The organism is Streptomyces panacea (assembly GCF_040560175.1).
Classification (GTDB): Bacteria; Actinomycetota; Actinomycetes; order Streptomycetales; family Streptomycetaceae; genus Streptomyces; species Streptomyces panacea.
Genome location: NZ_JARJHW010000288.1, coordinates 1 through 5,820, shown reverse-complemented (window position 1 = coordinate 5,820; position 5,820 = coordinate 1). Strand labels below are relative to the sequence as shown.

General features: G+C 71.8%; 5 protein-coding genes. 3 read left to right on the top strand and 2 right to left on the bottom strand.

The annotated features are described in order from the left end of the window. Window positions 1–126 precede the first annotated feature (126 nt). Window positions 127–879: a TrmH family RNA methyltransferase gene (locus tag P3L51_RS34615; protein WP_354609333.1), complete on the top strand. Its 753-nt coding sequence runs from the start codon at window positions 127–129 to the stop codon at window positions 877–879. A 75-nt stretch (window positions 880–954) separates the two neighbouring features. Here the strand turns inward: P3L51_RS34615 and paaN are convergent, their stop codons facing one another. Continuing rightward, window positions 955–2,664, bottom strand: a complete 1,710-nt coding sequence (gene paaN, locus P3L51_RS34610; protein ID WP_354609332.1) for a phenylacetic acid degradation protein PaaN — start codon at window positions 2,662–2,664, stop codon at window positions 955–957. 267 nt (window positions 2,665–2,931) lie between these two features. Between paaN and P3L51_RS34605 the strand changes: the two genes are divergently transcribed. Next, a complete protein-coding gene (locus tag P3L51_RS34605) occupies window positions 2,932–4,461 on the top strand; it encodes a 3-hydroxyacyl-CoA dehydrogenase (RefSeq protein ID WP_354609331.1) in 1,530 nt (509 codons plus the stop codon). Beyond that, a complete protein-coding gene (locus P3L51_RS34600; protein WP_354609330.1) occupies window positions 4,458–5,054 on the top strand; it encodes a TetR/AcrR family transcriptional regulator in 597 nt (198 codons plus the stop codon). The genes P3L51_RS34605 and P3L51_RS34600 overlap by 4 nt, the downstream gene beginning before the upstream one ends. Window positions 5,055–5,099: 45 nt before the next feature. On the opposite strand, the gene P3L51_RS34595 is transcribed toward P3L51_RS34600, so the two are convergent. Then, window positions 5,100–5,612 (bottom strand): Lrp/AsnC family transcriptional regulator, encoded by a 513-nt coding sequence (locus tag P3L51_RS34595; protein WP_354609329.1) that lies wholly within the window; start codon window positions 5,610–5,612, stop codon window positions 5,100–5,102. Between the last annotated feature and the right edge of the window lie 208 nt (window positions 5,613–5,820).

Sequence of the window (5,820 nt, the reverse complement as noted above, 5' to 3'; positions counted from 1 at the left end):
GGCTCCGGAAGGACGACGCCGGGTCGGGCACGCACGACACGACGCCTCCGTCGCCGCCCGGCACCGACGTGGCTTCTCCGCTCGTCCGGTGACGGCCCTGCCCGCGCGCCCGCCTACGCTGGGGCGATGAACGACGTCGATCCCACGAGCGCCCTGCGGCTGTGGCACGAGACCGCCCCCGGCGCCGTGGTGCTCGACGGCTTCCACGCGCTGAAGCACGCGCTGCGGTTCGGGGCGGACGTGCGGATCGCCGTCACCAGCGACAAGGAGTCCGTCCTCGCCCTCGCGGCCGAACTCGCCGACGACCTGACCGGCACACTCCGGCGGTCCCTCGTCGAGGTGCCGGCCGACGACCTGCGGGATCTGCTGCCGAAGGCGCACCCGACGCGGGTGGCGGCCCTGGCGGTCAGGCGCGGGCGTACGGAGAACCTGGCCGAGCTGGCGGCGGCGCCCCGGCGCTCGCCGGTCGTCGTCCTCGACAATCCGCGCAACCTCGGGAATGTCGGGGCCGTGGTGCGGCTCGCGGCCGGCTTCGGGGCGACCGGGGTGGTGACCACCGGGGATCTCGACCCGTGGCATCCGAATGTCGTCCGCGCGGGCGCCGGGCTGCATTTCGCCACCGTCGTGGAGCGGCTGTCCCCCGACGCGTTCCCACCGGGCCCGCTCTACGCCCTGGATCCCGAGGGCGACGACATCCGGTCGGTGACGCTCCCCGACGACGCGCTGCTCGCCTTCGGCTCCGAGCGGCACGGGCTCTCCGCCGAACTGCGGGAGCGGGCCGACACGCTGCTGGCGCTGCCGATGCGGCCCCAGGTCTCCAGCTACAACCTCGCCACCAGCGTGGCCATGACGCTGTTCCACTGGGGCGGCCCGAACTGACCCGCGCCCGGCCGCGGTCGGACGGCCGGACGCGGGTGCGAGCGCGGGAGGTACGGGGTGGTGCGAGCGCGGGTGTCACGCCTGGCGGCGGACCTCCACCGTACGGAAGCGGTTGGCCACGAACGCCGCGTCGCACAGCGCCGCGTTCGCCGCCGGATTGCCGCCGGAGCCGTGGAAGTCGGAGAAGGCCGCTGTCTGGTTCACATAGACGCCGCCCGTCAGATTCAGGGAGAGCTGGGCCAGCTCCTCCAGACAGACGTCCTCCAGGGCACGCTCGGTGTCCGCCGACGTCGTGTACGCCCCGACGGTCATCGCGCCCTTGTCGCGCACCGTACGGCGCAGCAGCTCCAGCGCCTCCTCGGTCGACTCCACGGCGACCGCGAACGAGACCGGGCCGAAGCACTCGGCGAGATACGGCGCCTCGGAGCCGTTCGCCCCCTCCGCCGCGTCCCACTGCTTGCGTGAGCCGTCGGACTTGACGATGACCGGTGTGCGGACCACCGCGTCGGGGAAGTCCGGGTTGGCGATCACGCGCGAGGCGAGCGCCACGTCGCCCAGCGAGGCGGCGGCGTCCAGCCGTCCCTTCACGTCCGGGTTGACCAGGGCGCCGAGCAGGCCGTTGGCGCGGGCGTCGTCGCCCAGCAGGCCGCTCACCGAGGCCGCCAGGTCGGCGACGACCTCGTCGTACGACTTCGGGCCCGCGTCCGTGGAGATGCCGTCGCGCGGGATGAGGAGATTCTGCGGGGTCGTGCACATCTGGCCGCTGTAGAGCGAGAGCGAGAAGGCCAGATTGGCGAGCATGCCCTTGTAGTCGTCGGTGGAGTCCACGACGACCGTGTTGACGCCGGCCTTTTCCGTGTAGACCTGCGCCTGGCGGGCGTTGGTCTCCAGCCAGTCGCCGAAGGCGGTGGACCCGGTGTAGTCGATGATCTTGATCTCGGGCCGTACGGCCAGGGTCTTCGCGATGCCCTCGCCGGGGCGCTCGGCGGCCAGCGCGACCAGATTCGGGTCGAAGCCGGCCTCGGCGAGCACCTCGCGGGCCACCTTCACCGTGAGCGCGAGGGGCAGCACCGCGCGCGGGTGCGGTTTGACGAGGACCGGATTGCCGGTGACCAGCGAGGCGAACAGGCCCGGATAGCCGTTCCACGTCGGGAAGGTGTTGCAGCCGATCAGCAGTGAGATGCCGCGCGGCGCCGCCGTGAAGGATTTCCGCAGCTCCAGGGGGTCGCGCTTGCCCTGGGGCTTGGACCAGTCGGCGTCGTAGGGCGTGCGGGTCTGTTCCCCGTACGCGTACGCCACCGCCTCCAGACCGCGGTCCTGGGCGTGCGGTCCGCCCGCCTGGAACGCCATCATGAACGCCTGTCCGCTCGTGTGCATCACGGCGTGGGCGAACTCGTGGGTCCGGGCGCTGATCCGGGCCAGGATCTCCAGGCTGACCAGAGCGCGTGTCTCGGGCCCCGCCGCGCGCCAGGCGCTCATGCCCGCGCGCATGGCGGGCAGCAGGACATCCACGTCGGCGTGCGGATACTCGACGCCGAGCTCCGGGCCGTACGGCGAGACCTCGCCGCCCGTCCAGCCGTCGGTGCCCGGCTGGTCCAGGTCGATACGGGTGCCGTGAAGGGCCTTGAACGCGGCCAGGCCGTCGGCCGGCGCGCTCTCGCCGTACGCCTTCGGGTGCTCGGGGTGCGGCGACCAGTAGGCACGCGTGCGGATCGCGTCGAGGGCCTGGTCGAGCGTGGGCCGGTGCTTCTCGTTGAGCTGCTGGGGGCTGAGCTGGGCGGCCATGACTGACCAACTCCTCTTCGAGCTGGGCGGGACAGGGACATGAGCGACAAGGGGACATGGGGAACGGACAGAGTTAGAGTAACCGAACGATCGGTCGGGACAAGGGGGGCTGTGGAAAACCCGCGCTTTCCGGCCGTATTCACCGCCGCCCGGCCCACCGGCGCGGAGGGTGTCGTTCCGGTCAGTTCCGGCTGATCGCCACCCGAGACCGGCCGCCTTGGGGAGGTCCCGTACCGCGGCGGAAGTCCATACAGGAGGATCGGGTTCATGACTGCAATCGAGCGCTCCCGCGTCGTCGCGGTGGTCGGCACCGGCACGATGGGACAGGGAATCGCCCAGGTGGCTCTCGTCGCCGGCCATCCCGTGCGCCTCTACGACGCCCTGCCCGGCCGCGCCCAGCAGGCGGCCGAGGCCGTCGGGGCCCGGCTGGACCGCCTGACGGAGAAGGGCCGGCTGGACGCGGCGGCCCGCGACAGCGCCAAGGCCCGGCTGCTCCCGGCCACGGCACTGTCCGAACTCGCCGACGCCGCGCTCGTCGTCGAAGCCGTCCTGGAACAACTGACGGTCAAACAGGAGCTGTTCAGGGCGCTGGAGGACATCGTCGGCGACGACTGCCTGCTCGCCACCAACACCTCCTCCCTCTCCGTCACGGCCGTCGCCGGCGCCCTGCGCCGCCCCGGACGCTTCGTCGGCCTGCACTTCTTCAACCCCGCCCCCCTCCTGCCGCTGGTCGAGGTCGTCAGCGGCCACGCGACGGACGAGGCGACGGCCACGCGCGCGTGGGCGACAGCGGCGGCGTGGGGCAAGACCCCGGTGCGCTGCGCCGACACCCCGGGCTTCGTCGTGAACCGCGTCGCCCGCCCCTACTACGCCGAGGCGCTGCGTCTGTACGAGGAGCGGGCTGCCGACCCCGCGACCATCGACGCCGTCCTGCGCGACTGCGGCGGCTTCCGGATGGGCCCCTTCGAGCTGACCGATCTCATCGGCCAGGACGTGAACGAGGCGGTCACCCGCTCCGTCTGGGAGTCCTTCTTCCAGGACGCCAGGTTCACCCCCTCCCTCGCCCAGCGGCGCCTCGTGGAGTCGGGCCGGCTCGGCCGCAAGTCGGGCCGGGGCTGGTTCAGTTACGAGGACGGCGCCCCCGCGCCCGTACCGGACACCGCGCCGCCCGCCGACCCGCCGTCGTCCGTCGTCGTCCAGGGCGAGCTGTTCGTGGCCGCGGCGCTTCCCGGGCTGATCGAAGAGGCCGGGATCGAGGTCATACGCAAGGACGACGCCGTCCCCGGACTCCCCGGCTGGCTCGAACTGCCTTGCGGCACCCGGCTGTTCCTCACGGACGGTGAGGCGGCGGACAGCTTCGACCCGCCACTGATCCACTTCGACCTCGCGCTCGACTACCGCACCGCGACCCGGATAGCCGTCGCGCCGTCCGCCGCGGTGCCCGAGGAATCGGTGCGCACGGCCGTCGGGCTCTTCCAGGCGCTCGGCAAGCAGGTCAGTGTCATCGCCGACGTCCCCGGCATGATCGTGGGACGTACGGTCGCCATGCTCGTCGACTTCGCGCTCGACGCCGAGGCACGCGGCGTGGCGTCCGCCGAGGACATCGACACCGCGATGCGGCTCGGGGTGAACTACCCGCGCGGGCCGCTCGACTGGGGCGCCGAGCTGGGAGCCGACCGGACGCTCTATCTGCTGGAGCGGCTGCACGAGGAGTATCCGTCCGGCCGGTACGCCGCCTCACAGGCGCTGCGCCGTCTCGCCGCCGCCGAGGCCGCGTCGGAAGGAGCGGGCTCATGACGACCGCCAAGCGGGACACGTACACCCCCGAGACACTGCTGACCGTCGCCGTCGGCGTCTTCAACGAACGCGGCTACGACGGCACGTCCATGGAGCATCTGTCGAAGGCCGCCGGTATCTCCAAGTCCTCGATCTACCACCACGTGGCGGGCAAGGAGGAACTGCTGCGCCGTGCGGTCAGCCGCGCCATCGACGGTCTCTTCGGGATCCTCGACGAGCCGGGCGCCGGGCGCGGCCGGGCCATCGAGCGGGTCGAGTACGTGACGCGCCGCACCGTCGAGGTCCTGATGGCGGAGCTGCCCTACGTGACCCTGCTCCTGCGGGTGCGGGGCAACACCAGGACCGAGCGCTGGGCCATGGAGCGGCGGCGTGAGTTCGACCTGCGGGTCGCCGATCTGCTCAAGGCGGCGGCGACCGACGGCGACCTCCGGGCGGACATGGACATCCGGCTGGCGACGCGGCTGCTCTTCGGCATGATCAACTCGCTGGTGGAGTGGTATCGGCCGCAGGCGGCCGGCGGCTACGACAGTGACCAGGTGGCCGAGGCGGTCGTACGGATGGCCTTCGACGGCCTTCGTACGGAACCCTCCTAGGCCCTGCACTCGGGCCCGGCCCCCCCACGCCCCCCCGGCGCCGTCTCAGGGCGCGGGCGGGGCCTTCGGGTCGAGGTCGGTCTCCTCGAAGACCAGCAGGGTGCGGGTGGACAGCACCTCGGGGATCGACTGGAGCCGCGTCAGCACCAGCTCACGCAGCGTCCGGTTGTCCGGCGCGTGGACCAGCAGCAGCACGTCGAAATCGCCGCTGACCAGCGCGATGTGTGTGGCGCCCGGCAGCTCCTGGAGCTGTTCGCGCACGGTGCGCCAGGAGTTCTGCACGATCTTGAGCGTGATGTAGGCGGAGGCGCCCTGACCTGCCCGTTCGTGGTTGATCCTGGCGCCGAACCCCCGGATGACACGATCCTCGATGAGCCGGTTGATCCGGGCGTAGGCGTTGGCGCGCGAGACATGGACGCGCTCGGCCACCGACCGTATCGAGGCACGGCCGTCCGTCTGGAGGATGCGCAGGATGTCCCGGTCGATCGCGTCCAGCGGCCGGGGCGGGGGCTCCTGCCCGGTCCGCTCCCGGTCCTCGGCCATTTGTTCAGCCGTCATGTCCCCCACCTCTCCGCTCTTGGACGCCTTGTGCCCATTCCAGGCTGTGCAGAACCGTTTGTCCACAGGCTGAAGGCGCCAGTAGCCAAATTGGCGCGGCGACCGAACAATCGGTAGGTGAGGCGCACCACATCTCCGCGCGCCGCCCATGCCCGCTCCCATGAGGAGGTGCACGCGTTGAAGAAGAGCAGCACGACGGTCCAGGAGC